This is a genomic window from Stutzerimonas nitrititolerans (assembly GCF_003696285.1).
Taxonomy (GTDB): domain Bacteria; phylum Pseudomonadota; class Gammaproteobacteria; order Pseudomonadales; family Pseudomonadaceae; genus Stutzerimonas; species Stutzerimonas nitrititolerans.
In genome coordinates this window covers 69,475-94,979 of record NZ_RFFL01000005.1, presented here as the reverse complement: position 1 = coordinate 94,979, position 25,505 = coordinate 69,475, and the positions used below count along the sequence as shown (strand labels likewise).

Below are 25,505 nucleotides of genomic sequence, written 5' to 3'. Positions count from 1 at the left end.
GCCCCTTGCAGCGCAATGGCTAGACTCGCGCCTTTCCATTCGTGATGACGGTCCCATGGCAGCGAAAGTCGAACCCTTCTGGCGGCGCAAGCCCCTTACCGAGCTGGATGCGAGCGAATGGGAGTCGCTGTGTGACGGCTGCGGCCTGTGCTGCCTGCAGAAGCTCGAGGACGAAGAGGACGGCAGCGTCTACTACACGCGCATCGCCTGCAAATTGCTCGACCTTGAAAGCTGCCGCTGCACGGATTATCCGAATCGGCGCGCGAGCGTACCGGATTGCATCCAGCTCACCGCCGCGGATGCCGCGCAATTCAAATGGCTGCCGCCTACCTGCAGCTATCGCCTGGTGGCCGAGGGCAAGGACTTGCCACTCTGGCACCACCTGGTCTGCGGCGATCCCGATGCGGTACACGCCGAGCGCATTTCCCAGGCCGGTCGGATGATCGCCGAGGGCAGCGTTGCCGATGAGGATTGGGAAGACCACCTGATCTTTCGCGCCGGTTGAATCAACCCCGCGTGGCGTCGTCTTAGCAAAATCCCTGATTCCGGAGCTGCCTGCATGTTTGTCCGCCTGTTATCGCTGTTTGCTGTCCTGCTTCTGAGCAGTATCCACGCCCAGGCCGCCAAGCGGATCGACCTGGATTATCAGGTGCGCTTTCTGCCGGAGCAGGATCAGGCCGAGGTTCGCCTGACGCTGGAGGAGGGCGAAGCGGTGCGCAGCCTGGACTTCAACCTGGGCGATGAGGGCGCCTACAGCGATTTCAGCGCCGATGGTGAATGGCTGCAGGAAGTGCCTGAACGAGGTATCTGGCGGCCGGGCAAGGGCAAGTCCAGCCTGAGCTACCGGGTCCGTATCACCCATCAGCGCGATAACGGCGCCTTCGATGCGCGCATGACCGAAGACTGGGCGTTGTTTCGAGGCGACGACCTGGTGCCGGCGGCCAAGCTCGACGAGCGCGATGGCATCGTGCTGGTCGCACGCATCGGCTTCGACCTGCCCAAAGGCTGGAAAAGCATCGAAACCGGTTGGCCGCGGATCGGCAAGAATCGCTTCCGGGTGGACAACCCCGAACGCCAATTCGACCGCCCCACCGGCTGGATGCTCGCCGGCAAGCTGGGCAGTCGCCGCGCCAGGCTGGGTGAGACCGATGTCGCCGTTGTCGCCCCGGTGGGCGAGGGCATGCGGCGGATGGATATCCTTACCCTGCTGACCTTCGTCTGGCCGGAGGTGCAGCACGTCTTCCCCCGTGACCCGAAGAAATTGCTCATTGTCGGTGCCGGCGATCCCATGTGGCGCGGCGGCCTGTCCGGCCCCAATTCGCTGTTCATGCATGCCGACCGCCCCCTGGTCAGCGAGAACGGCACCAGCTCGCTGGTGCATGAGCTCGTCCACGTTTTCAGCCGCATTACCGATGCCGATCGCAGCGACTGGATCAGCGAAGGTCTGGCCGAGTACTACGCCATCGAACTGGTCCGGCGCGCCGGTGGGATGAGCGAGGACCGCTATCAGGCGGTGCGCGAGCGCCTGACGAAGTGGAGCCGCAAGGTCAGCAGCCTGCGCACGGAGAGCTCCACCGGGCCGGTTACCGCGAGGGCGGTGCTGCTGTTGCAGGAGCTGGACAAGGAAATCCGCCAGGGCAGCAAGGGCCGGCATTCGCTGGACGACGTCGCGCGTGGCCTGATGCGGCTGGACAAGGCCACCACGCAGGACTTCATCGACATTACCGAAACGCTGCTGGGTACCGGTTCCAAGGTGCTCGATACAAAATTGCTGCGTTGAGGTCTCGTTGCGGCAGCGTTTTCCCCTGCCGCCCATGCACAGTGCGCGATCACCGTCGAATAGCTGGATTCAATCGCCTTTATCCCCTATACCCAGCGCGCAGGGCCGATATAATGCGGCTCTTTGCCGGCTATCCGCCTGGGTAGTTGCGAACCGGCTCCGCCTCGCCGTGTCGTTTTGCAGCCGTTCGGCCGCAGTCCTCTGGAAGAAAACTATGAAAAGCGCAGAAATCCGTGAAGCCTTCCTCCGCTTCTTCGAAGAAAAGGGCCACACCCGTGTGCCATCCAGTTCGCTGATCCCCGCCAACGATCCAACCCTGCTGTTCACCAACGCGGGGATGAATCAGTTCAAGGATTGCTTCCTGGGCCTGGAAAAGCGCGCCTATACCCGCGCCACCACCAGCCAGAAATGCGTGCGCGCCGGTGGCAAGCACAACGACCTGGAAAATGTCGGTTACACCGCGCGCCATCACACCTTCTTCGAAATGCTGGGCAACTTCAGTTTCGGCGACTATTTCAAGCGCGATGCCATCACCTACGCCTGGGAATTCCTGACCTCGGAGAAGTGGCTGAACCTGCCCAAGGAGAAGCTCTGGGTCACCGTCTACGCCAGCGATGACGAGGCCTACGACATCTGGACCCAGGAAGTCGGCGTGCCGGCCGAGCGCATGGTGCGCATCGGTGACAACAAGGGCGCACCCTACGCCTCCGACAACTTCTGGGCGATGGGCGACACCGGTCCGTGCGGTCCCTGCACCGAGATATTCTTCGACCATGGCGAGCACATCTGGGGCGGCCCGCCCGGTTCGCCGGAAGAAGACGGCGACCGCTACATCGAGATCTGGAACAACGTCTTCATGCAGTTCAACCGCACCGCCGACGGCGTCATGCATCCGCTGCCGGCGCCGAGCGTCGATACCGGCATGGGCCTGGAGCGCATCAGCGCGGTGCTGCAGCACGTCAATTCCAACTACGAGATCGACCTGTTCCAGAGCCTGCTGAACGCGGCGGCGCAAGCCATCGGCTGCACCAACGAAGGTCAGGCCTCGCTCAAGGTGGTCGCCGACCATATCCGCTCCTGCGGCTTCCTCATCGCCGACGGCGTGACGCCCTCCAACGAAGGACGCGGCTACGTGCTGCGTCGCATCGTTCGTCGCGCGTGCCGTCATGGCAACAAGCTGGGCGCGAAGGGCAGCTTCTTCTACAGGATCGTTGCGGCGCTGGTCGCCGAGATGGGCGACGCCTTCCCTGAGCTCAAGCAGCAGCAGGCGCATATCGAACGTGTGCTGAAGACCGAGGAAGAGCAGTTCGCCAAGACCCTGGAGCAGGGCCTGAAGATTCTCGAACAGGACCTGGCCGAGCTCTCGGGCAGCGTCATTCCTGGCGAGGTGATCTTCAAGCTGTACGACACCTACGGTTTCCCGGTGGATCTCACCGGCGACATCGCCCGCGAGCGCGAGCTGACGCTGGACGAGGAGGGCTTCGAGCGCGAAATGCAGGCTCAGCGCGAGCGAGCGCGTTCGGCCAGCGCCTTCGGCATGGACTACAACAGCCTGGTCAAGGTCGAGGGTGAGACACGTTTCACCGGCTACGCCGGCACTTCCGGCAGTGGCAAAGTCGTTGCGCTGTTCCGCGAAGGCATGAGCGTCGAGCAACTGAATGCGGGTGAAGAGGGTGTGGTGGTGCTCGATCAGACGCCGTTCTACGCCGAGTCCGGCGGCCAGGTCGGCGACTGCGGCTACCTGACCAGCGAAGGCCTGCGTTTCGATGTGCGCGACACCAGCAAGGCCGGCGGCGCTTTCCTGCACCATGGCATTGTCGACAGCGGCAGCCTGCGGGTAGGTGCCGGCGTCGAGGCGACGGTCGATGCTTCGGTGCGCCAGGCCACCGCGCTCAACCACTCGGCCACGCACTTGCTGCATGCCGCGTTGCGCCAGATCCTCGGCGAGCATGTCACGCAGAAAGGCTCGCTGGTGGATAGTCAGCGTCTACGCTTCGACTTCAGCCATTTCGAGGCGATCAAGCCCGAGCAGCTCAAGGCGCTGGAAGACAAGGTCAACGCCGAGATTCGCGGCAACACTGCCGTTGAAATCGAGGAAACCGATATCGAGACGGCCAAGGGCAAGGGCGCCATGGCGCTGTTCGGCGAGAAATACGGCGATCAGGTGCGCGTGCTGACCATGGGTGGTGGTTTCTCCGTCGAGCTGTGCGGCGGGACCCACGTCAACCGCACCGGTGACATCGGCTTGTTCAAGATCACCAGCGAAGGCGGTGTGGCGGCTGGCGTGCGTCGTATCGAGGCGGTCACCGGCGAGCAGGCACTGAACTACCTGAACGGCGCCGAGGAGCAATTGAAAGAAGCCGCGGCGCTGATCAAGGGCAACCGCGAGAATCTGCTGGACAAGCTCAGTGGCGTGCTCGAGCGCAACCGCCAGCTGGAGAAGGAGCTGGAACAGCTCAAGGCCAAGGCTGCCAGTGCTACGGGCAGCGATCTGGCCGGTTCCGCGATCGAGGTTGGAGGCGTACGAACGCTGGCGGCTCGGGTCGATGGCCTGGATGGCAAGGCGCTGCTGGCGCTGGTCGATCAGTTGAAGAACAAGCTGGGCAGTGCCGTGATCCTGCTGGGCGGGGTACTGGACGACAAGGTCGTGCTGGTGGCCGGGGTAACCCAGGACCTCACCGGCAAGTTCAAGGCCGGTGAGTTGATGAAGCAGGCCGCCGCCATGGTGGGTGGCAAGGGTGGCGGCCGTCCGGACATGGCTCAAGGCGGTGGCAGCGAGCCGCACAAGCTCGGCGATGCGCTGGCACTGACCCGCGGGTTCGTGGAACAGGGACTGTAGAGCAGAGACCGGCACGCTCGGGCGAGCGGCTATGAGGGCTCGACCGTTGCTGGACCGGACCTTGGCAGTGCGGGGGGTTGAATGTTTAATGAGCGCCCTAGAAGGGCTTAGGCGGCGATGAAATGGCGTTGATCGTACAGAAGTTTGGAGGAACCTCGGTGGGCTCCGTCGAGCGCATCGAGCAGGTGGCGGCAAAGGTCAAGAAATTCCGCGATAACGGTGACGATATCGTCGTGGTGGTTTCGGCCATGAGCGGAGAGACCAATCGCCTGATCGATCTCGCCAGGCAGATCAGTGATCAGCCGGTGCCGCGTGAGCTGGACGTTATGGTCTCAACGGGCGAGCAGGTGACCATCGCCCTGCTGGCCATGGCCCTGATCAAGGTCGACGTGCCCGCCGTTTCCTACACGGGCAATCAGGTGCGTATCCACACCGACAGTGCCCACGGCAAGGCGAGAATCCTGCAGATCGACGCACAGAACATCCGTCGCGATCTGGAAGCGGGCCGGGTGGTCGTGGTGGCCGGTTTCCAGGGCGTCGACGATCAGGGCAACATCACCACCCTGGGACGTGGCGGTTCCGATACCACGGGCGTGGCGTTGGCGGCGGCACTCAAGGCCGACGAATGCCAGATCTATACGGACGTCGATGGCGTCTACACCACCGATCCGCGTGTGGTCGCCAAGGCCCAGCGCCTGGATCGCATCACCTTCGAGGAAATGCTGGAAATGGCCAGCCTCGGCTCCAAGGTGCTGCAGATCCGCGCAGTCGAATTCGCCGGCAAGTACAGCGTGCCCCTGCGCGTGCTGCACAGCTTTCAGGAGGGTCCGGGAACCCTCATTACCCTTGATGAAGAGGACTCCATGGAACAGCCCATCATTTCCGGCATCGCCTTCAACCGTGACGAGGCCAAGCTGACGATCCGTGGTGTGCCGGATACACCCGGCGTGGCATTCAAGATTCTCGGGCCGATCAGCTCTGCCAATGTCGAGGTGGATATGATCGTGCAGAACGTCGCGCACGATAACACCACGGACTTCACCTTCACGGTGCATCGCAACGATTACCAGAACGGGCTCCAGATCCTGGAGAGCACTGCGCGCGAGATCGGCGCCCGGGAAGTTATCGGTGACACCGATATCGCCAAGGTTTCCATCGTGGGTGTCGGCATGCGCTCGCACGCGGGAGTGGCCAGCCGCATGTTCGAGGCGCTGGCCAAGGAGAACATCAATATCCAGATGATTTCCACTTCGGAAATCAAGGTGTCGGTAGTGATCGAGGAGAAGTACCTCGAGCTGGCGGTGCGAGCGCTGCATACCGCGTTCGAGCTGGACGCTCCGGCTGGCACAGCAGAGTGAAGAGGGTGAAGGCGCGTCTAACACGCGCCTTCTGTCGTATCGAGCGGTACCAAAGGAACTTTAGGCTCATCCCGGCTGGTCAATAGTTGGTGAAGGCGCAAGGCTCCATGTCCCACGGAACATTATCCGTTTTTAATTTTGCAGACTGCTTACTGAACTGAATCCGTTTAAGGAGAAAGGAATGCTGATTCTGACTCGCCGGGTCGGAGAGACCCTGATGGTGGGTGACGATGTGACTGTCACCGTGCTGGGCGTCAAGGGTAACCAAGTGCGTATAGGCGTGAATGCTCCCAAGGAGGTTGCGGTGCATCGCGAGGAGATTTACCAGCGGATCCAGAAAGAGAAGGACCAGGAACCAAGCCATTAATTTTTATCCGATTTTTGGCTTTGCAAGCGGGGTAAAGATGGGTATTATGCGCCCCGTGTTGCGGAGAGGTGGCCGAGTGGCCGAAGGCGCTCCCCTGCTAAGGGAGTACATCTCAAAAGGGTGTCGGGGGTTCGAATCCCCCCCTCTCCGCCATATTGCATTGTCGAGTTAGTGGTTTGGTTTCTGGCGCTTTGCACTGATCGAAACTATCAAAGCAAAGTGCTTGACCAAGAAAATCATGAACTTATAATGCGCACCCTCAGCGCACTCATAGCTCAGCTGGATAGAGTACTCGGCTACGAACCGAGCGGTCGGAGGTTCGAATCCTCCTGAGTGCGCCATTAACGAAGCGAATCGCGGCAACGCGGTTGGCTGCTGTAACCAGGGGTGATCTGGTCTAAAAGCGCAAGATGGACTCATAGCTCAGCTGGATAGAGTACTCGGCTACGAACCGAGCGGTCGGAGGTTCGAATCCTCCTGAGTCCGCCAAATTGAAAAGGGCCTGCAGAAATGCAGGCCCTTTTTCATTTCTGGGTCGAGTCAGTTTTTTACACGAACGCATCCGTTCTCATCGAAACTCACGCTTCTGGATCGGCCTTTCTGGGCGCTGTAGCGGTACCGTGTCTGTCCGTTGTTGCTGGTAATGGTGTCGGGCCTGCCCAGAGCGCTTTCGATATCTGCGCGGGTCATGCCGGCACGGACCTGCTGCTCGACAATGGCCTTGCGTCGAGCCTGCTGTGTCAACAGGTTGCCGCAGCCATCGTCCTGTTCGCCGACCACCGTCAGCGTGGCTCCCGTATCAGCATGCTTGCGTTGCCGTTTGGCCTGTTGCGATGAGGGCTCTGCCATTCGAGTGGCTTTTCCCGAACCCGGCGTGGGGTTGAAAGCGTTTTGCACCTGCGCGGTCTGGCTGGGCGCGCAGCCCTGACGAGTGAAGGTGACGTGCCCGGTCTCGTCAACGCAGCGGTAGACGCTGGCGGCATGAGTGGGGCTGGCCAGGAGCAGGGCGCAGAGGGTGGCGCCGGATAGCAGTGTTCGCATGGGTCGTCCTCCTTGACGATCGATGGGATGCCTCGGTCGAGTCGCCTTGACCGGTAGCGAAACCTTAACAGACCCCGACGGATAATTTTCTCGTAGCGCAGCCGTGCCTTGTCGTAGCGTGAATGCGTCGACAGTAAGCCGCTGCGGTGTGCGCGAGGAAAATAGGCTCGTATTGCACGCAAACGATTGTATTGCTTGCATTTCAGCGTTCGGGCCTGGCATCGGCGATGCTATGATTGCGCTATCCGCCCAAAGGGGCCGTTGGAACCCTCCTTCATGGATTTGCCCAGTAGTCGCTCAATATTTTCGCTTGCCAATGATTGATCCCCTGGCGTGTTCCGCCGCTGGGGGTGGAGTGCGCCATGACTGAAGTAGAAGCAAAGAAGCCACAAGAAAGTCTCCAGGATCGTCTGGCGCAGGTCGTCGAGCTGTTGCATCGCCACAGGCTCGTCGAGGATCTGGCGCACCGCCAGGAAGGACAGCACCAGGAGCGGGTCGAGAACTTGGTGCATCGTCAGAATCTGGTCGAGCTGCAGCGCAAGCTAGAGGTGCTGCACCCGGCGGACGTCGCGCATATTCTCGAGGCGCTCCCGCTGGACGATCGCTTGACCGTCTGGCAACTGGTCAAGTCCGAGCGCGATGGCGATATCCTGCTCGAGGTCTCCGATGCGGTGCGCGAGACGCTGATCGCCGACATGGACGATCACGAGATCCTGGCGGCCGCCAAGGATCTGGATGCTGACGAGCTCGCGGATCTCGCCGCAGAGCTGCCTCGCGACGTCGTTCACGAGCTTATGGAAACCCTCGATGCGCAGCAGCGCGAGCGGGTTCGCTCGGCGCTGTCCTACGAGGAGGACCAGGTCGGCGCGTTGATGGACTTCGAGATGGTGACCATCCGCGAAGACGTCAGCCTGGAAGTGGTGTTGCGCTATCTGCGGCGGCTCAAGGAGCTACCGGGGCATACCGACAAACTGTTCGTCGTCGACTACGACGGCGTGCTCAAGGGCGTATTGCCGATCAAGCGCCTACTGGTCAACGATCCTGAAAAGCAGGTCGCTGAAGTGATGGCCAGCGATCCGGTGACCTTCCACCCAGATGAAGATGCCTATGAGGCGGCTCAGGCATTCGAGCGTTATGACCTGGTTTCCACCCCCGTGGTGGACAAGAGCGGCAAGCTTATCGGGCGTCTGACCATCGACGAGATGGTCGACCTGATTCGTGAGGAGAGCGAGAGCGAAGTCCTGAGCATGGCGGGTCTGCGCGAAGAAGAGGATATCTTCGCCTCCGTCTGGAAATCGCTGCGCAACCGCTGGGCCTGGCTGGCCGTCAACCTGGTCACGGCGTTCGTCGCCTCGCGAGTGATCGGCCTGTTCGATGGTTCGATCGAGAAACTGGTGGCCCTGGCCGCGCTGATGCCGATCGTGGCCGGTATTGGTGGCAATTCCGGAAACCAGACGATCACCATGATCGTACGGGCCATGGCGCTGGACCAGATCGGCACCGGCAACAGTACGCGACTGCTGCGCAAGGAGGCGGGCGTCGGCTTGCTCAATGGGCTGATCTGGGGCGGTGTGATAGGGCTTGTGGTGTATTGGCTCTATGACAGCTGGTCGCTCGGTCTGGTGATGACTGCGGCGATGACGCTCAACCTGTTGCTGGCTGCGTTGATGGGCGTGTTGATTCCCATGACATTGGCGCGCTTGGGGCGGGATCCGGCGCTGGGCTCCAGTGTCATGATCACCGCGATGACGGACAGCGGAGGCTTTTTCATCTTCCTGGGCCTGGCGACGGTTTTCCTTCTCTGATGCTGGCGGCCTCGGCCATCGAGGCGCCGGATTGCAGGCCGCACAGCTTTCTTTCTCACCAAATAAAACGCCCCGAATCATCGGGGCGTTTGTGGTCTTGCTTCAGGCAGTTGCGACGGTTCGCGTTTCAATCGTCCTCGCGGGCCATTTCCACATCCTGTGCGATCAGGGCTACCAGCGCATTCTGCTGCCGATGAGCCAGCTGCCGGAAACGCTGCAGCAGTTCGCGTTCATGCAGTGACAGCTCTGGGCTGTCCAGGCGCATGTTCAGCTCATCACCCAGTGCTCCTTCCTGCAGAAGGCTTTGCTCCAGACGAGCGATGATCTCCGAATTCATGCTGCGATGATGGTTGCGTGCGACCTCAGCGATGCGTTCACGCATGCCATCGGGAAGTCGAACCACGAACTTGTCAGCCGTTCGGCTGGAGTAAACTGCCTGTTTCATAGGTCGCATATTAAACCGGTTAGTCAGGTGAGCGATGGTGGCGTATTGCCGTTCTGTCACCGGTCTGACAACCAAACAGCAGGAACTGTTCCCAGGCTGTGTAAAAAGTTGAAAGACGGCTTGCTGGCGCCAATGATACGTCGACCTCAGGAATAGTAAAGGCGTTGTAGTGTCATTGTGCCTGCATTGTGAACTACCGCCCGGTCTGACGGTGCTAGCGCAATACCGGATCGAACTTGATGCGCCTTCCGACGAACAGCGAAGCGACGAACAGCAGGCCGAAAATGCCGATGCCTGCTTTGGCGGCCATTTCCCAAAATGGCATGCTCGTGGCGTCAGCAAATGTGACTGCGCTGCAGATCAACGTGAGACTCAGAAAGCACAAGGCAGATTTGGACATCTCGATCTCTCCTGCGGGCCCTGGATTGAGGGCGAGCTGATGTTAGAAGACCCACCTCTGTTGGGGCGCTGACATGATCACCGTGGTCTCGCTGGTGAAGATGGGTGTTCTGGTTTCGCCACTGGTGGCGAAAGCTCCGAAATCGCGTGGCTGCGCCGTGGATGGCTGATGATCCATGCCTGGCTTTGAATGATGCAGTTGGGTCGCCATGGCGGCTGTGGCCAGCAGCATCGTGCTGAGTAGATAGATCGAATGCGGCACGAGCGTCTCCTTCGCGTGTGTGTTCTTCCTATGCTTAAGCACGCGCTATGCCAGAAGTCCTGTATGAATTTATCCTTTTGAATCAATGTCTTAGGTTAGATGCTCGAAATGACGTCCGTGCGCTTTGCAAGGGTGCCAGTTCTGAGGTCGGGTATTTTGCAATGACATTCCATTCGTCCATTGCTGGTGCCGCCGTAAGCCGGTTTGGACTCCGATCACGCATGACAAAAGCGTGAATGATCGCTACCATGCTGGCCCGCATTTCCCTACGTCCCAGTAGCTCAATTGGATAGAGCATCCCCCTCCTAAGGGGAAGGTTGTGAGTTCGAACCTCGCCTGGGACGCCAGTTTGATATTCCTTCAACCGCAGCAGCGTTCACGCCGGCCCGCCTATGGGCTTGGACATCCTCCATGGCATGGTCGGGCTGATCGACGCGCGGCTGTCATCAGTATCGAAGGTCACCGATTGCTCTTGCACTGCGGAGCTGTAATGGCTGTCGCGCCGAGCGGCTGACGCTCAGCCATACCGGCACATCACTTGCAGCAGGTGTATGCCCTGATTCATCGGCGACTCGCCGGCGAAGTGATATGAGAAATGCCGATCAGCTGAAGCGGTCGCTCGTCTGATCTCGCCGGGCTTCTCGTTGCAGCTGATATACGAACCGTTCGATCTGGCGCTGCGCCAGTCCGCTCATTTGATGGAAGCGCAAGCCGCAGAAGGTCAGGTTCTGCTTTTCATCGAAGAGAACATGGCGCAGTTCGGCTGCGCTGGTCACCGTGCCGAATGGCAGCTTGATCGCGAGCTGATCGTATATCTGGCCGGGGTGCAGGCGGCTCTGCACGTCTCCCTTGAAGCTGAGTTTGCAGCCTGTGGCAGACATGTCCAGCAAGTTGCCTTCAAGGGGATTCTTCAGTGTGCTGCCGCTCAGTGAAATGTCGACACGCTGACCTGCGGGCTGAGCGCGAAATGCGTTGCGGCGCTGGTGATAGGTGATTTCGGCAGGCAGCGGGACCCAATAGCAGCGTGCGCCGTCCAGTTCGCTCGGGTGAACCGTTCCGTCGCTCTTCCAGGCAATGCGGGCGCCTTCATGAAAGCCTTCGATCTGAAAGGGCTCGCCGGCCGCCATCAGGCGATCGCCGTCGCTGGGAATCAGCTCGTCAAGGGCGATCCAGCCTTTTTCGCGGTTCAACTCGACGAGAAAGCTCTGGTAGCGCTGATTACGCTCGATGAAGCGAATGAGAAGCGGGGTGTTGTATTCCTGCAGGGGCCGCAAGTGGGCGAAGACCTCGGTCGGCGTCCTCAGTATTTTGGGCGGCTGAGGGCCTTCTTCCTCGAAAAAAGGGTTAGACACTTTGCAATGCTCTCCGGCATTTGATTGATATCAATGAAAGCATAGCATTGTGCCATCACCATTTGCTGGCGAGGACAATCAAGCCTGACTTAATGGGCGCTGATGAGATGTTTTCGCCGCTCCGCCACGACGGTCATACAGGTTCGGCGCTTGATTGCTGCCCTGGAGGATGTTCAGCATGCTGCCGACGGCGGCCTGGTTGGTGCGAATGAGTTGGCCGTTGCGCTCATTGGCGGTACGGCAGTCAGCCAGCAACTTTTCCAGTTTGCCTGCCTGTTCGAGGATGTCCGTGCCGCTTGGGGATGTGGCGCAGAAGGCTTCGAGACCACTGCGATCGGCACTCAATTGACGTGCAGCAAGGGCCTGGCTGCGGAGGGTGGCATGCTGACCGAGAAGTGCCAGCAGGCTCTGTTTCTGCGTGAGCAGTTTTTCCAGTTCGACGAGATTGCGCTCGCTCAGCGTCTGGTATTCGCGATTCGTCAGTTCAAGTAGTTGCTCGGCAATGCCGATATCGTCGATGAACTGTTGGAGTAGCGCTGTATCTTGCATTACGGCCTCTATGGGCGGGCGTCCGACCATCGTGTGGCGTTACGATTCAGCGCTGGCTTTCGAACGCCAGCAGCTTGCTCGCCACGCGTTGATTGTCGACCTGATAACTGCCATCAGCAATGGCTTGTTTCAACCGGGCAACACGCTCCTGGTCGACGGATGGTTGATCGTTCAGCTTCTCCGCCGCCTGTTGCAGGCGTTGTGCTTCAAGGCTCAGTTGAACGTTCTCGCCAGCGGCAACGTTGTTGCCCGGGACGTTTCGAGCGCTATCGGCTGAAGGTGCCTGAGGTGCGGTGGGGCCGCCGCTGTTCTGTACGTTGCCGCTGCGTCCGCCGGTGGGGCCGGCTGCGCTATTGGGGCGATTGAAGTCGATAACCATGGTGAAACCTCGAAGAAGTCAGGACGCTTGCCTGCTTTTCGGCAGTACCGAAAAAAACTTTAGTCTTTTTGACAGGCTTAATCGCGAATGAGCAACAGTCGCCATTTACATGGCGACCTCTACATGCCCGGCACCGACCACGCGGGCCTTGACGGTTCGTCCGGAGCGTACATTCTTGACCCTGATCTGCTCACCAAGTGCCCCGTCGTCCATTGCTTCGCCAGGCATTCTCACATTAATCGCAGCGTTTTTGGCAGTGATTACGACCTGGTCGCCCTTGCGCACGATCTCGGCCAGAGAAATCTGATTGGGGGTTATGACCTGATGCGGTTGGCTGCCGCGCGTCAGCTTGTTGCCCACGGCCTGGTCGAGTTCCGTCAGATAGCCCTGGTTGAGCAGGCCCACGTCCCGTTCGGCCAGGGTGACGTCGGCCGCGCTGAGTACGCTGTCTCGTTTGAGCGGTCGACTCGCCACGATAACTTCCCGATACAGATGCACCTGTGCGGGAACGAAAATCGACCAAGGCGAACTGCCCTCGCAACTGACCCTTACGGTGGTTCGGCCGACCGGCTGGGCAGGGCTTTCCAGTCTGGTGCTCAGGGGCGTGTCACACTGGGCCAGGCGCAGGCGAGGATCCAGGCGGGTTACTTCGACTTCATGACGGCCCTGAATTTGGCTACGCTGCAAATAGTCCGTGACGCTTTGCTCAAGAAAGTCGCGGGTGACGTCGATAAGCTGCTGAGGCCGTGTTACGGCTGCTGCATCGACTAACTGGCTCAGGCCGAGCAAGGCCGGTAGAAAGATGGCGTTGCAAAGCAGCTTGCCGAAGCGTCGGAAAAAAGTCGTTTGTTCGCTCATGTTCCATTCAAAGCAAGGTGCGTGCCGCTGTCTGACGCGTATCGCCCATCACCAAGCAAGAGGAAAACTGGCATGGCCGGTGTATTGGATTCGGTTAACCAGCGCACGCAATTGGTCGGGCAGAACCGTCTGGAACTTCTGCTGTTTCGTCTGGATGACAAGCAGCTCTATGGCATCAACGTTTTCAAGGTCAAGGAAGTTCTGCAATGCCCGCGCTTGACGCACATGCCCAAGTCCAGCCCGGTGGTGCGCGGTGTCGCGAACATTCGCGGTAGCACGCTTTCGATCCTCGATCTTTCGCTCGCCACCGGCAAGCCGGCGCTCGAGGATCTGTCCAATAGCTTCGTCATCATCGCCGAATACAACACTCAGGTGCTGGGTTTCCTGGTCCGCTCCGTGGAGCGGATCGTCAACATGAACTGGGCCGATATCCTGCCGCCACCCAGCGGCGTCGGGCGGGATCATTATCTGACCGCAGTGACCCATATCGATAACCAGATGGTCGAGATCATCGATGTGGAGAAGGTTCTGGCCGAGGCGGCGCCGATGTCGGAGGTGGTCTCGATCGAGGTCCTGGGCACCGCGGCGGGAACGCGCGCGGCTTCCTGCAAGGTGCTGGTGGTCGATGACTCTTCGGTTGCGCGCAAGCAGGTGGTGCGGTGCTTGCAGAACCTGGGGATCGAAGTGGTCGCGCGCAACGATGGCCGTCAGGCGCTGACTTATCTGAGAGAGCTGGTGGCCGAGGGCAAGAAACCGTCGGAGGAATTCATCATGATGATCTCCGATATCGAGATGCCGGAAATGGACGGTTATACGCTGACCACCGAGGTCCGCCAGAACCCGGCCATGCAGGACATGCACGTTCTCTTGCATACTTCGCTTTCGGGGGTGTTCAACCAGACGATGGTCAGGCGGGTAGGGGCGGATGATTTCCTGGCCAAATTCCAGCCCGATGATTTGGCGAAGCGTGTGGTAGAGCGAATTCGAAGCACGGATGGCAACTGAGGCTTGTCCTCTCAATACCTTTGATGAGGCGTATTTTTAGTGTCAGGTGATCTGGATTTCGATCAGTTCCGCGTATTTCTCGAGAAGTCGTGCGGCATTCTGTTGGGCAGCAACAAGCAATATCTGGTGTCCAGCCGTCTCAACAAGCTGATGGAGCAGCAGGGTCTGAAGAGCCTGGGTGATCTGGTGCGCAAGATCCAGGCCCAGCCGCGCAGTGGCTTGCGCGAGCAGGTGGTCGATGCGATGACGACCAACGAGACGCTCTGGTTTCGCGATGCCTATCCGTTCGAGGTGCTCAAGAACCGCGTCCTACCGGAGTTGCTCAAGAATGCTCCGGGCCAGCGTTTGCGCATCTGGTCCGCGGCCTGTTCGTCGGGGCAGGAGCCCTATTCGTTGTCGATGACCATCGACGAGTACGAGCGAAACAATCCGAGCGTCGGCAAGACGGGGGTGCAGATTGTTGCTACCGAGCTGTCGAGCACCATGCTCGCGGCTTGCAAGACGGCTGAATACGACAGCCTGGCGATTGCGCGCGGCCTGTCCACCGAGCGCCTGCAGCGTTATTTCGATGTGAAGGCGCCGGGCCGATGGGCTGTCAAGCCGGCCATTCGCAGCCGGGTCGAATTCCGCGCCTTGAATCTGCTGGACAGCTACGCGGTCCTGGGCAAGTTCGACATCGTATTCTGCCGCAACGTGCTGATCTACTTTTCGGCGGACGTGAAGAAGGACATTCTCAGGCGCATTCACGCCACCTTGAAGCCGGGCGGATACCTGTTTCTCGGCGCCTCCGAGGCACTCAACGGTTTACCCGAGCTGTACCAGATGGTGCAGTGCAGCCCGGGAATCATCTACAAGGCCAAGTAGCGGCGTCCTCCGAGCTGTGCTCGAAGTAGTTGCCGTCGGGGCGGCAGAAAAATGTCGGCTGCGGCGATAACAGCGGCAAATGATCGGAAGCAACTTGCCGCTTTTTGACGGTTGGCAGCTTCCTGCTTCTGGAATCTCCTTGTATTTCAATGCTTTGCCTGGATGGCACGGCCCTTGCTGAAGGTTTGCCAAGCAGACCTGTATCCGGCAGAGGGGCCAGAGCATGAGCATCAGTTTCGACAAGGCGTTGGGGATTCACGAGAAGGCGTTGGGCTTTCGGGCCCAGCGTGCCGAGGTGCTGGCCAACAACATCGCCAACGCCGATACCCCCAACTACAAGGCGCGGGACCTGGAGTTCAGCAGTGTCCTGGCCGCGCAGGCTGCCAAGAGCCAGCAGGGCAGCTTCGGCGTCAATCTCACCAACGAAAAGCACATTGCCGCCGAAGGGCTGGAAATCGCCGATCCCTCGTTGCGTTTCCGCACGCCTCATCATGCGTCGCTGGATCAGAACACCGTCGATCTGCAGATCGAGCAATCCACCTACGCGGAAAATGCCATCGACTTCCAGGCGAGCTTTACCTTGCTCAACAGCAAGTTCAAAGGGCTCATGAGCGCCCTGCGCGGCGAATAAAAGGAGCAGTGCCCATGTCACTCAGCAGTGTCTTCAATATTGCCGGTAGCGGCATGAGTGCCCAGAGCACTCGCCTGAATACCATTTCCAGCAACATCGCCAACGCCGAGACGGTTTCCTCCAGCGTCGACCAGACCTACCGGGCCCGTCATCCAGTGTTCGCGACCGTCCTGCAGCAGGCCAGCGGTGCTCCGAGCGAATCCCTCTTCGCCGGGCAGGACCAGGCTGGCGCGGGTGTTCAGGTGCTCGGCGTGGTGGAAGATCAAAGCGAGCTGCAGGCCCGCTACGAGCCTGACCATCCGGCGGCGAACGAAGAGGGTTACGTGTACTACCCGAACGTCAACGTGGTGGAAGAGATGGCCGACATGATCTCGGCCAGCCGCTCGTTCCAGACCAATGCCGAACTGATGAACACGGCCAAGACCATGCTGCAGAAAGTTCTGACCCTGGGTCAGTGATCCCTACGAGAGCACACGCATGAGCACTACAAACGGCGTCGGCGGCACCAGTTCGGTACTCGATCAATATCAGTTCGGGCAGGATCGTGAGGTCAAGGGCAACGATCTCGGCAAGAACGAATTCCTCGAGTTGCTGGTAGCCCAGCTGAACAACCAGAACCCGCTGGAGCCGCAGGAGAATGGCGAATTCATTGCCCAGCTGGCGCAGTTCAGCCAGGTCGAGGGTATCGAGAAGCTGAACACCAGCATGGAAACCCTGCTTTCCGGCTACCAGTCCTCCCAGGCGCTGCAGGCGTCCTCGCTGGTCGGGCGCAAGGTGATAGTCCCGACCGACAAGGCGGTGGTGGATACCAGCGAGACCTTCAAGGCCAGCATGGTATTGCCCGTCAGCAGCAGTAACGTCTACGTCAACGTCTATGACGATACGGGGGCGGTGGTCAACCGGATCAACATGGGCCAGCAGGAAGCGGGGAACATCTCCTTCATGTGGGACGGCAAGGATGCCAGCGGCAATACCTTGCCGCCTGGAACCTATAAATTCGAGGCACAAGCCACCTACGAAGGCGAGACCAAGGCGCTCTACACCCTGCTGCCGGCGAACGTCGACAGCGTGACCCTGGGAGGCAGCGAGCTGATGCTCAATCTCGCCGGGCTCGGCAGCGTTCCGCTTTCCCATGTACAGGTCATCGGCCAGTAACCATCGTCCGTAACTGCCGGCAGTTCCGGCGAAGGAGCATTCATGTCGTTCAATATCGGTCTCAGCGGCCTGCGTGCCGCCAGCAAGGATCTCAACGTAACCGGCAACAACATCGCCAACGCCGGTACGGTCGGCTTCAAGCAATCGCGGGCGGAGTTTTCCGACGTCTATGCGGCGTCCGTGCTGGGCACCGGCAAGAACCCGCAGGGCAGCGGCGTGCTGATGTCCAACATTTCCCAGCAGTTCAACCAGGGCAACATCAACTACACGCAGAATGCGCTGGACCTGGCGATCAACGGCAACGGCTTCTTCCAGGTCAGCAACAACGGTGCGGTGAGCTATACCCGTGCCGGTTACTTCGGCACCGATCGCGAAGGCTTCCTGGTCGACAACTTCGGCTACAAGCTGCAGGGTTTTCCGGTGGACGGCAACGGCAACCTGCAAAACGGTGTGGTAGGTGATCTGCAGATCCAGACCACCAACCAGGAGCCGAAGGCGACCAGTACGATCAATACCGCCTTCAATCTGAACTCGACGCTGAAGTCGCCGGTGACCTGGCAGACGACTTATGACGCCGAGTTGGATCGCCAGTATGAAGCTGAAGTCCAGCAACGGATCGACAACGGCGCCGCAGATCGGGAAGCCGCTATCGCGGCAATGGAAGCCGATAACTGGGCCGCCGATGCGTCCCTGGCGCTCGCCGAGGCCAACGCCACCTTCGACCCGACCGATCCGACCACCTACAACAACTCCACATCGCTCAACGTCTACGACTCCCAGGGCAATGCCCACGTCATGACGCAGTATTTCGTCAAGACCGGAGCCAACAGCTGGGATATGAAGGTGCTGATCGACGGCCGCAATCCGGCTGATCCCACCGGGACGCAGCCATACGTTCTGGGGCTTGCTTTCGATGCATCGGGTGCACTGCAGAGCATTACTGGCGACGAGGCTACGGAGCTGTTCAGCATTGATCATGGAACAAACAAGGTGACCCTCAATGCCGCTACCGGTAATCCACCCTCTGGTGGTTGGGTTCCGGCCATTTCCAATGGCGCAACTCCGGCTACTTGGTCGCCCAATGGCGCCCTGGCCAACCCGGACGGCATCGTTCTGGATTTCTCCAAGTCGTCCCAGTTCGCCAGTGCTTTCGCGGTGAATAGCGTCGCCCAGGATGGCTACACCACCGGCGAGCTGGCCGGCCTGGAAATCGACGATACCGGCGTGATCTTCGCGCGCTATACCAACGGTCAGTCCAAGGTGCAGGGTCAGATCATCCTCGCCAACTTCGCCAACGTGCAGGGGCTGACACCGGTGGGTAAGACGCAGTGGGTGCAATCCTTCGAATCCGGCGAGCCGGTGGTCGGCACGCCGGGTTCCGGCACGCTGGGCGCGCTGCAGGCCGGTGCGCTGGAAGACTCCAACGTCGAATTGTCGGATCAGTTGGTCAACCTGATCGTGGCTCAGCGCAACTACCAGGCGAACGCCAAGACCATCGAAACCGAAAGCGCCATCACCCAGACCATCATCAACCTGCGCTGATGCTGACGGCGGCAATCATCGATTGCCGCTACTGGCAGTATTCCGCCGTCGATGCCGAAAAAGACCCATCCGGGTCTTTTTCTTTTTCAGAGAACTCTTTTTAGATCAACGGGTTGCTAGTAATCAATGGCGCTGGCACGTCGCTTGCTTTGATTCAGCTCAAATACGCTTCGACGTCAATCCCGAGTCACGGAGGTTTTCATGGACAAGATGTTGTATGTGGCCATGACCGGTGCCAGCCAGAACGCGCGCGCCCAGCAGGCGCACGCGAACAACCTGGCGAATATTTCAACCACCGGGTTTCGCCGCGACTTCGAGCAGGCGCGTTCCATGCAGGTGTTCGGCGACAGTTTTCCGGCGCGCGTCTACGCGATGACCGAGCGGCCCGGTACCGACTTTTCCTCGGGAACCCTGCAGGAAACCGGGCGCGATCTCGATGTGGCCGTCGAAGGTGAAGGATGGATCGCCGTGCAGGCGCCGGATGGTAGCGAAGCCTACGTACGCACCGGGAGCCTGAAGATCGACACCCTCGGCATGCTGCGTACTGGCGATGGTCTGCCGGTGATGGGCAATGCCGGGCCGATTGCCATTCCGCCGGAAGAGAAGGTCGAGGTCGGCCACGATGGCTCCATCAGCATTCGCGCCCTTGGCGAGGATCCGAACGTCGTCGTCACGGTCGATCGGCTCAAACTCGTCAATCCCGATCCGAAGCAATTGGAGAAGGGCACCGACGGCATGATTCGCATGAAGGACGGGCAGCCGGTCGAGGCGGATGCCGCAGTGCGGGTGACCTCCGGCTTTCTCGAAACGAGCAACGTCAATGCGGTCGCCGAAATGACCTCGATGCTGGCGCTGGCCCGGCAATTCGAACTCCACGTGAAGATGATGCGCACCGCCGAAGAAGACGGCGCCGCGGCAGCCCGAATCCTTCAGATCAGCTAATTCAAGACGTTGCGCCGATGAGCGGCGCACCAGGAGAAGACCATGCTTCCAGCACTTTGGGTGAGTAAGACCGGTTTGTCCGCCCAGGACATGAACCTGACCACCATTTCCAACAACCTGGCCAACGTATCCACCACCGGCTTCAAGAAAGACCGGGCCGAATTCCAGGACCTGCTCTATCAGATTCGTCGCCAGCCGGGCGGGCAGTCGACCCAGGACAGCGAACTGCCGTCCGGTCTGCAGCTGGGTACCGGGGTGCGTATCGTCGGTACGCAGAAGCAGTTCACCGCCGGCAGCCTGCAGACCACCGAGCAGCCGCTGGACATGGCTATCAACGGGCGCGGCTTCTTCCAGGTGCTGTTGCCCGACGGCACCCTTTCCTACTCGCGCGACGGCAGTTTCCACCTGAATGCCGACGGCCAGATCGTCACGTCCAACGGCTATGCGCTGGAGCCGGCCATCGTCGTGCCGCCGGAAACCCAGACCTTCACCGTCGGTGAAGATGGCACCGTTTCGGTCACCACCCTGGGCAACCCCGCGCCGCAGATCATCGGCAACCTGCAGACGGCCGACTTCGTCAACCCGGCCGGTTTGCAGGCGATGGGCAACAACCTGTTCCTGGAGACCGCGGCCAGTGGCGCGCCCCAGGTCAGCACGCCGGGCCTCAACGGCCTGGGCACGGTGCTGCAGAACACCCTGGAAAACTCCAACGTCAGCGTCGTCGAGGAGCTGGTAAACATGATCACCACGCAGCGCGCCTACGAGATGAACTCGAAGGTCATTTCCACCGCCGACCAGATGTTGTCCTTCGTGACCCAGCAGCTGTAATCGAACGCCGTTGCTGATTGAGGTGAATATGCGTCGCTTGTCGAGTTTCCTCCTGCTGATGTCCGCCGCTGTGCTGGGCGGCTGCGTGGCGCCTGCGCCCAAGCCGGACGACCCCTATTACGCGCCGGTGCTGCCGCGAACGCCACTGCCGGCTGCGCAGAACAACGGTGCCATCTATCAGGCGGGTTTCGAGACATACCTCTTCGACGACCGCAAGGCCTACCGGGTGGGCGACATCATCACCATTACGCTCAATGAGAAGACCCAGGCGAGCAAGAACTCGAACTCGAAGATATCCAAGGACAGCAGCGCCAACATCGGCCTGGGTTCGCTGTTCGGCGGTGCCGTATCGATGGCCAATCCGCTGACCGGCAACAGCATGAGCCTGGGTGCCGAATATGATGCCTCGCGCGATACCTCCGGCTCGGGGCAGGCGGGGCAGAGCAACAGCCTCTCCGGTTCGATTACGGTGACCGTTTCCGAGGTGCTGCCTAACGGCATCCTGGCGGTTCGTGGGGAAAAATGGATGACGCTCAACACCGGTGACGAGCTGGTGCGCATCGCCGGCCTGGTCCGTTCGGACGACATCGCCACCGACAATACGGTGCCTTCCACACGTATCGCCGACGCTCGCATCACCTACTCGGGAACGGGTGCCTTCGCCGATGCAAGCCAGCCAGGTTGGCTGGATCGTTTCTTCATCAGCCCGTTGTGGCCGTTCTGAGCAGGTGCTGGCGATGAAAGTACTCAATGCGCTCGTCGTGATGATGCTCGTGGCCCTGGCGGCAGCGCCGGTTCAGGCCGAGCGACTGAAGGACATCGCCACCATCAGCGGCGTACGGACCAACCAGCTGGTTGGCTACGGCCTGGTGGTCGGCCTCAACGGCAGCGGTGACCAGACCACGCAAACGCCGTTCACGGTGCAGACCTTCAACAACATGCTGGCGCAGTTCGGCATCAAGGTGCCGGCGGGTGGCAACGTCCAGCTGAAGAACGTCGCGGCGGTTTCCATTCACGCGGACTTGCCGCCGTTCGCCAAGCCGGGCCAGACCATCGACATCACGGTTTCGTCCATCGGCAACGCCAAGAGCCTGCGTGGCGGCAGCCTGTTGATGGCGCCGTTGAAAGGGATCGACGGCAACGTCTATGCCATTGCCCAGGGCAACCTGGTGGTCGGCGGCTTCGACGCTGGTGGGGCCGATGGCTCGCGCATTACCGTCAACGTCCCCTCGGCCGGCCGTATCCCGGGCGGTGCGACGGTCGAACGTCCGGTGCCCAGCGCCTTCAACCAAGGCAACACGCTGACGCTGAACCTCAACCGTCCGGACTTCACCACGGCGAAGAACATCGTCGACCAGATCAACGACCTGCTCGGGCCGGGCGTGGCGCAGGCGCTCGATGGTGGCTCGGTGAGCATCAGCGCGCCGCTGGATCCCAGCCAGCGGGTGGATTACCTGTCGATCCTGGAGAATTTGGAGGTGGAGGTCGGCCAGGCCGTGGCCAAGGTGATCATCAATTCGCGCACCGGGACCATCGTCATCGGCCAGAACGTGCGGGTACAGCCGGCGGCGGTGACCCACGGCAGCCTGACCGTCACGATTTCCGAAGATCCGCAGGTCAGCCAGCCCAACCCCTTCTCGGATGGACAGACCGTCGTGGTGCCCAATTCCAGGGTCAGTGCCGAGCAGGAAGCCAAGCCGATGTTCAAGTTCGGCCCCGGTACGACGCTTGACGAAATTGTTCGTGCGGTCAATCAGGTGGGGGCGGCGCCAGGCGACCTGATGGCCATTCTCGAGGCGCTCAAGCAAGCCGGCGCTCTGCAAGCCGACCTGATCGTGATCTAAGGACAGCAGATGGAAAATCGACTGGGCCTCGGCCAGCGCAGCCTCGACAGCGGCAGCTACTCGGACCTCAATCGCCTCAACCAGCTGAAGGTGGGCAAGGATCGCGACGGCGAGGAGAACGTGCGCAAGGTGGCGCAGGAGTTCGAGTCGCTGTTTCTCAACGAGATGCTCAAGTCGATGCGTTCGGCTACCGAGGTGCTGTCCAAAGACAACCCCTTCAACAGCCAGGCCAGCAAGCAGTACCAGGACATGCACGATCAGCAGCTGTCGGTCACGCTGTCGCGCGAGGGCGGTGGTGTAGGCCTGGCCGAAGTGCTGATTCGCCAGCTGACCAAGCAGAAAGAGGTCAGCACCAAACCCAACCCCTTCGACCAGGTGGCGCAAACCGCCGGGGCGAAATGGGCGAGCAACCCCAATACCGCGGCGGTGCCGGCAGAGGCAAGCCGCAATGACGTTGCCTTGCTCAATCAGCGTCGCCTTTCCTTGCCGGGCAAGCTTGCCGTACAGGCGATGGCCGAGGCGGCCGCTTCGGCCCCCGCGGTCAGCCAGGCTGGGCAGTCGCAACCCCTGGTCGACATGGACTGGAAGCCGGCCACCGCCTTCGCCGCACCGCAGGACAAGCCGCTGACCATCAACGGTGTGTCGACCGCCGAGCCGGCCGTTCCCGGCAAGAAGCATTTCAGCTCGCCGGCCGAATTCATCGCCACCATGCTGCCCATGGCGGAAAAGGCCGCCGAGCGGCTCGGCGTGGAAGCACGTTTCCTGGTGGCTCAGGCCGCGCTGGAAACCGGCTGGGGCAAATCCATGATCCGTCAGCAGGATGGCAGCAACAGCCACAACCTGTTCGGCATCAAGGCCACCGGCTGGAAAGGCGCCTCGGCAACCGTGATGACGACCGAGTACGTCAACGGCAACGCCACCCGCGAGAAGGCGGGCTTTCGTGCCTACGATTCGTTCGAGCAGAGCTTCAACGATTACGTGAGGTTGCTGGAGAGCAACGACCGTTATTCGAAGGCGATCCAGGTGGCGAGCACGACCGGCGACTCCGAGCGCTTCGTCAGTGAATTGCAGCGGGCCGGTTATGCGACCGACCCGCAATATGCACGCAAAATCAACCAGATCGCGCGCAAGGTACAAACCTATCAAACCATCGCTGACGCCAGTACGGCGCCGGCCATGCGGACCAGAGGCTAATCATGGCTGACCTGTTGAATATCGGCCTCTCGGGCCTGAGCGCCAGCAAGACCCAACTGTCGATTACCGGCCACAACATCACCAACGTCAACACGCCGGGTTTCAGCCGGCAGAATGCCAGCCAGGCCACCACGTCGCCGCAGTTCAGCGGCGCCGGTTATATCGGCTCCGGCACGACCCTGGTGGACGTTCGCCGAACCTATAGCGAATTCCTTACCAACCAGGTGCGCAGCAGCACCGCCTTGAACAGCGACGTCGCGGCCTACAAGAGCCAGATCGACCAGCTCGACTCGCTGCTGGCCGGCAGCACGACCGGTATCACGCCCTCGCTACAGAGCTTCTTCTCCGCGCTGCAGACCGCCGCCGAGGACCCGGCCAACATTCCCGCGCGCCAGTTGGTGCTGGCCGAGGCCGAAGGCTTGGCGCGGCGCTTCAACACCGTGTATGACCGACTTTCCGAGCAGAACAGCTTCACCAACAAGCAGATGGCCGCGGTCACCGATCAGGTCAACCGGTTGGCTGGCAGCATCGGCAGCCTGAACGAGGCGATCGCCGTCGCGGCCGCCAACGGCAAGCAGCCGAACGACCTGCTCGATGCCCGCGACGAAGCGGTGCGTCAGCTTTCTTCCTACATCGGCGTGACCGTGGTCCCGCAGGACGACAGCAGTTTCAACATCTTCATCGGCAGCGGCCAGCCGCTGGTGGTGGGCAGCAGCGTGGCGCGACTGGAGGTCGTGCCAGGGCAGGGCGATCCCAATCGCCACGAGGTGCAGTTCATCAGTGGCGGCTCGCGGCAGGGCATCACCTCACAGATCACCGGCGGCGAGCTGGGTGGCCTGATCCGTTACCGCGAGGAAGTGCTGGACTCGACCATGAACTCGCTGGGGCGGCTGGCGCTGGCGGTCAGTGATCAGATCAACAGCCAGCTGGGGCAGGGTCTGGACCTGAAGGGGCAGGTGGGCTCGGCGTTGTTCGGAGATTACAACGATCCGGCGCTGGCGAAGCTCCGTGTCAACGCCTTCTCCGGCAACAGCAGCAGCGCGCAGCCGGCGCTGAACATCACCGACACCAGCCAGCTGACCACCAGCGACTACCTGATGGAGTATGACGGTACCAGCTACAAGGTCCGGCGGTTGAGCGACAACCAGCCCATGACGGTTACCGCCGCTGCGGACGGCACCCTGAGCATCACCGACAAGAATGGTCGTGACCAGGGTTTCCAAATCGTCCCGGGAACACCGGCACCTGCGGCCGGCGACAAGTTCACCCTGCAACCTACGCGTCGCGGCGCCACCGACATCAGCGCCATCCTCGACCAGGCCGACCAGCTCGCCTTCGCGTCGCCGGTGCGCGCCGAGAGCAACCTGCAGAACGCCGGTACCGGCGCGATCAGCCAGCCGGACATGGTGTCCGCGCCTTCACCCATCGACCTTGCCGAACTCAATGCAGCCTTCGGCAGCGGATTGGAGTTGACGGCAACCGTCAACGCCGACGGTAGCTATACCCTGACCGATGCAGGCTCTTTGCCGGCCGGCTGGTCTTATGTGGATGAAAACGGCAATCCGCTGACAACGGCTCCGACGCTCCAGTCCGGCAACAGCAACTCCGTGCGGCTGGCCTATACGGGGGCCTCGGGAGAGACCTACCAGTTCGATTTCAGCGTCAGTGGACGGCCGCAGACGGGCGACAGCTTCTCGCTCACCTTCAACCAGAGCGGCGTATCGGATAACCGCAATGCGCTGAAGCTGGCCGACCTGCAGAGCAAGCAGACCGTCGGCGTCGACGGTTCCGTCGCCGGCTCGGGCTTCAGCTTCACCGACGGCTATGGCGAACTGGTCGAGCGGGTCGGCACCCTGACGGCGCAGGCGCGGATGGACAACGAAGCGACCGGCGCCATCCTCAAGCAGGCGACCGACAATCGAGATTCGTTGTCGGCGGTGAACCTCGACGAAGAGGCGGCCAACCTGATCAAGTTCGAGCAGTACTACAACGCCTCGGCACAGATCATTCAAGTTGCCCGCTCCTTGTTCGATACATTGATCAGCTCCTTCAGGTAACAGGCCCGC

General features: G+C 60.8%; 26 protein-coding genes and 4 tRNA genes. 22 read left to right on the top strand and 8 right to left on the bottom strand.

Annotation, left to right across the window (positions count from 1 at the left end):
* Nucleotides 1-55 precede the first annotated feature (55 nt).
* From EA795_RS07755 to EA795_RS07720, 8 genes are all read left to right on the top strand, one after another.
* Nucleotides 56-505, top strand: coding sequence for a YcgN family cysteine cluster protein (locus EA795_RS07755; protein ID WP_014852136.1), 450 nt, complete (start codon nt 56-58; stop codon nt 503-505).
* 54 nt (nt 506-559) lie between these two features.
* Nucleotides 560-1,780, top strand: a complete 1,221-nt coding sequence (locus EA795_RS07750) for a hypothetical protein (protein WP_014852137.1) — start codon at nt 560-562, stop codon at nt 1,778-1,780.
* Nucleotides 1,781-1,994: 214 nt separating this feature from the next.
* A complete protein-coding gene (gene alaS / locus EA795_RS07745) occupies nt 1,995-4,619 on the top strand; it encodes an alanine--tRNA ligase (RefSeq protein WP_122076447.1) in 2,625 nt (874 codons plus the stop codon).
* A gap of 122 nt (nt 4,620-4,741) precedes the next feature.
* Nucleotides 4,742-5,977 (top strand): aspartate kinase, encoded by a 1,236-nt coding sequence (locus tag EA795_RS07740; protein WP_014852139.1) that lies wholly within the window; start codon nt 4,742-4,744, stop codon nt 5,975-5,977.
* 181 nt (nt 5,978-6,158) lie between these two features.
* The gene (gene csrA / locus EA795_RS07735) at nt 6,159-6,344 is read left to right on the top strand and encodes a carbon storage regulator CsrA (RefSeq protein WP_003283978.1); all 186 of its coding nucleotides are present in this window, start codon (nt 6,159-6,161) and stop codon (nt 6,342-6,344) included.
* Nucleotides 6,345-6,406: 62 nt separating this feature from the next.
* Nucleotides 6,407-6,497, top strand: a tRNA-Ser gene (locus tag EA795_RS07730).
* Nucleotides 6,498-6,608: 111 nt separating this feature from the next.
* Nucleotides 6,609-6,685 (top strand) — tRNA-Arg (locus tag EA795_RS07725).
* A 71-nt stretch (nt 6,686-6,756) separates the two neighbouring features.
* Nucleotides 6,757-6,833 (top strand) — tRNA-Arg (locus EA795_RS07720).
* 51 nt (nt 6,834-6,884) lie between these two features.
* Here EA795_RS07720 and EA795_RS07715 read toward each other — a convergent pair.
* Nucleotides 6,885-7,385, bottom strand: a complete 501-nt coding sequence (locus EA795_RS07715; RefSeq protein WP_014852140.1) for a DUF4124 domain-containing protein — start codon at nt 7,383-7,385, stop codon at nt 6,885-6,887.
* Nucleotides 7,386-7,747: 362 nt separating this feature from the next.
* Here EA795_RS07715 and mgtE point away from each other — a divergent pair, with 362 nt between their 5' ends.
* On the top strand, nt 7,748-9,190 hold the full coding sequence (gene mgtE / locus EA795_RS07710) for a magnesium transporter (protein ID WP_014852141.1): 1,443 nt from the start codon (nt 7,748-7,750) through the stop codon (nt 9,188-9,190).
* Between the two features lie 127 nt (nt 9,191-9,317).
* Here the strand turns inward: mgtE and EA795_RS07705 are convergent, their stop codons facing one another.
* The 3 genes from EA795_RS07705 to EA795_RS07695 form a co-directional block, all read right to left on the bottom strand.
* Nucleotides 9,318-9,644 carry an Arc family DNA-binding protein gene (locus tag EA795_RS07705; protein ID WP_014852142.1) on the bottom strand — a complete coding sequence of 109 codons (327 nt, stop codon included), beginning with the start codon at nt 9,642-9,644 and terminating at the stop codon, nt 9,318-9,320.
* A gap of 205 nt (nt 9,645-9,849) precedes the next feature.
* A complete protein-coding gene (locus tag EA795_RS07700; RefSeq protein WP_014852143.1) occupies nt 9,850-10,035 on the bottom strand; it encodes a PA3371 family protein in 186 nt (61 codons plus the stop codon).
* Between the two features lie 42 nt (nt 10,036-10,077).
* Nucleotides 10,078-10,296 (bottom strand): hypothetical protein, encoded by a 219-nt coding sequence (locus tag EA795_RS07695; protein WP_065984298.1) that lies wholly within the window; start codon nt 10,294-10,296, stop codon nt 10,078-10,080.
* A gap of 270 nt (nt 10,297-10,566) precedes the next feature.
* Here EA795_RS07695 and EA795_RS07690 point away from each other — a divergent pair.
* Nucleotides 10,567-10,643: transfer RNA gene (locus EA795_RS07690), tRNA-Arg, on the top strand.
* A gap of 255 nt (nt 10,644-10,898) precedes the next feature.
* Here EA795_RS07690 and EA795_RS07685 read toward each other — a convergent pair.
* The 4 genes from EA795_RS07685 to flgA all read right to left on the bottom strand — a co-directional run bounded on the left by EA795_RS07685 (nt 10,899) and on the right by flgA (nt 13,434).
* Complete coding sequence (locus tag EA795_RS07685; RefSeq protein ID WP_043942539.1) at nt 10,899-11,648, bottom strand: flagellar brake protein; 750 nt, start codon at nt 11,646-11,648, stop codon at nt 10,899-10,901.
* Between the two features lie 78 nt (nt 11,649-11,726).
* On the bottom strand, nt 11,727-12,197 hold the full coding sequence (locus tag EA795_RS07680) for a flagella synthesis protein FlgN (protein WP_014852146.1): 471 nt from the start codon (nt 12,195-12,197) through the stop codon (nt 11,727-11,729).
* 46 nt (nt 12,198-12,243) lie between these two features.
* Nucleotides 12,244-12,576, bottom strand: coding sequence for a flagellar biosynthesis anti-sigma factor FlgM (gene flgM, locus EA795_RS07675; protein ID WP_014852147.1), 333 nt, complete (start codon nt 12,574-12,576; stop codon nt 12,244-12,246).
* A gap of 105 nt (nt 12,577-12,681) precedes the next feature.
* Entirely contained in the window at nt 12,682-13,434 is a 753-nt protein-coding gene (gene flgA, locus EA795_RS07670; RefSeq protein ID WP_122076445.1) for a flagellar basal body P-ring formation chaperone FlgA, read from the bottom strand.
* A gap of 72 nt (nt 13,435-13,506) precedes the next feature.
* On the opposite strand from flgA, the gene EA795_RS07665 reads away from it, so the two are divergent.
* The 12 genes from EA795_RS07665 to flgK all read left to right on the top strand — a co-directional run bounded on the left by EA795_RS07665 (nt 13,507) and on the right by flgK (nt 25,496).
* Nucleotides 13,507-14,439: a chemotaxis protein CheV gene (locus EA795_RS07665; protein ID WP_014852149.1), complete on the top strand. Its 933-nt coding sequence runs from the start codon at nt 13,507-13,509 to the stop codon at nt 14,437-14,439.
* Nucleotides 14,440-14,478: 39 nt separating this feature from the next.
* Complete coding sequence (cheR, locus tag EA795_RS07660; RefSeq protein WP_014852150.1) at nt 14,479-15,303, top strand: protein-glutamate O-methyltransferase CheR; 825 nt, start codon at nt 14,479-14,481, stop codon at nt 15,301-15,303.
* A gap of 223 nt (nt 15,304-15,526) precedes the next feature.
* Entirely contained in the window at nt 15,527-15,934 is a 408-nt protein-coding gene (flgB, locus tag EA795_RS07655; protein WP_058073483.1) for a flagellar basal body rod protein FlgB, read from the top strand.
* A gap of 14 nt (nt 15,935-15,948) precedes the next feature.
* Nucleotides 15,949-16,392 (top strand): flagellar basal body rod protein FlgC, encoded by a 444-nt coding sequence (gene flgC, locus EA795_RS07650; protein WP_014852152.1) that lies wholly within the window; start codon nt 15,949-15,951, stop codon nt 16,390-16,392.
* A 19-nt stretch (nt 16,393-16,411) separates the two neighbouring features.
* A complete protein-coding gene (flgD, locus tag EA795_RS07645) occupies nt 16,412-17,089 on the top strand; it encodes a flagellar hook assembly protein FlgD (protein ID WP_014852153.1) in 678 nt (225 codons plus the stop codon).
* Between the two features lie 42 nt (nt 17,090-17,131).
* On the top strand, nt 17,132-18,631 hold the full coding sequence (locus EA795_RS07640) for a flagellar hook protein FlgE (protein WP_122076443.1): 1,500 nt from the start codon (nt 17,132-17,134) through the stop codon (nt 18,629-18,631).
* 201 nt (nt 18,632-18,832) lie between these two features.
* On the top strand, nt 18,833-19,573 hold the full coding sequence (gene flgF / locus EA795_RS07635) for a flagellar basal-body rod protein FlgF (protein WP_014852155.1): 741 nt from the start codon (nt 18,833-18,835) through the stop codon (nt 19,571-19,573).
* A 42-nt stretch (nt 19,574-19,615) separates the two neighbouring features.
* The gene (gene flgG, locus EA795_RS07630) at nt 19,616-20,401 is read left to right on the top strand and encodes a flagellar basal-body rod protein FlgG (RefSeq protein ID WP_014852156.1); all 786 of its coding nucleotides are present in this window, start codon (nt 19,616-19,618) and stop codon (nt 20,399-20,401) included.
* A 28-nt stretch (nt 20,402-20,429) separates the two neighbouring features.
* The gene (flgH, locus tag EA795_RS07625; RefSeq protein WP_014852157.1) at nt 20,430-21,125 is read left to right on the top strand and encodes a flagellar basal body L-ring protein FlgH; all 696 of its coding nucleotides are present in this window, start codon (nt 20,430-20,432) and stop codon (nt 21,123-21,125) included.
* A gap of 13 nt (nt 21,126-21,138) precedes the next feature.
* Nucleotides 21,139-22,245: a flagellar basal body P-ring protein FlgI gene (locus EA795_RS07620; RefSeq protein WP_014852158.1), complete on the top strand. Its 1,107-nt coding sequence runs from the start codon at nt 21,139-21,141 to the stop codon at nt 22,243-22,245.
* 9 nt (nt 22,246-22,254) lie between these two features.
* The gene (gene flgJ / locus EA795_RS07615) at nt 22,255-23,439 is read left to right on the top strand and encodes a flagellar assembly peptidoglycan hydrolase FlgJ (protein ID WP_122076441.1); all 1,185 of its coding nucleotides are present in this window, start codon (nt 22,255-22,257) and stop codon (nt 23,437-23,439) included.
* A 2-nt stretch (nt 23,440-23,441) separates the two neighbouring features.
* A complete protein-coding gene (gene flgK / locus EA795_RS07610; protein ID WP_122076439.1) occupies nt 23,442-25,496 on the top strand; it encodes a flagellar hook-associated protein FlgK in 2,055 nt (684 codons plus the stop codon).
* The last annotated feature ends 9 nt before the right edge of the window (nt 25,497-25,505 follow it).